This window comes from Virgibacillus carmonensis (genome assembly GCF_057836705.1).
In genome coordinates, this window is sequence record NZ_JBYQFJ010000124.1 from 1 (window position 1) to 760 (window position 760).

1 protein-coding gene is annotated in these 760 nt (G+C 46.1%); it reads right to left on the reverse strand.

The window, feature by feature from the left end:
* The coding region (gene mvk / locus AC3G7N_RS20850; RefSeq protein WP_489424076.1) for a mevalonate kinase at window positions 1-760 on the reverse strand (760 nt) is incomplete at both ends.

The following is a 760-nucleotide window of genomic DNA, read 5'->3' on the forward strand; positions in this document are numbered from 1 at the left end:
TCACAAAGATGTCTTGAGTGTGCCTCATTTCGAGCCAGGGCAATTATACATCCGCCGTTGCCGCCGCCTGTTAATTTAGCTCCAAGTGCACCTTCCTGTCTTGCAACATAAATGAGACGGTTTAACCCAGCATCACTTACACCGAGTGCCTCTAATTCTTTTTGAGCCTCATTTAACGTCTTACCCAAAAGCTGCTTACTGGCTTTCTCAAGCGCCCGTCTTGCCTGGTGGGTTATCTCGCCAATCCTGTCAAGACTTGCCTGTATCTTCCTAGGTGCAGATTTAAGTAACCCTGCAACTGATTCAACCGCTAGTCTCGTATCCCCTTTTCTGCCAGAATCAGCCACAATAAAGTGGAAATCGGATTTCGGCTTAATGAAATAAAATGGGAGATCCTTTTCGTACCACACAGGAGACTCCGACGTAATTGTCAGTGTGTCAATCCCACTGGGGGCACCATGCGCATACGTCTCAGAAATGTTCGCCAGCATAAGCAATGTTTCTTCTGAAAGTTCCTCATCAGCGTGATCAAATAAGGACCGAATAACTGCAATCGCAACAGACGCACTTGAACCAAGGCCTTTACCTGGTGGTATCGACGACTTGATTCGAATCAGCAGGTCGCGCTTTGGGATTTCTAAATGATCCAGTGTTGCTTTTATACAGTTTATCAGACCGTCCAGTGCATCTGGAGCCATATTAATTGGCCCATGGAAAAATGTGCTGTCCAGTTTAATTGCGCCTGGAACATTATCTACTA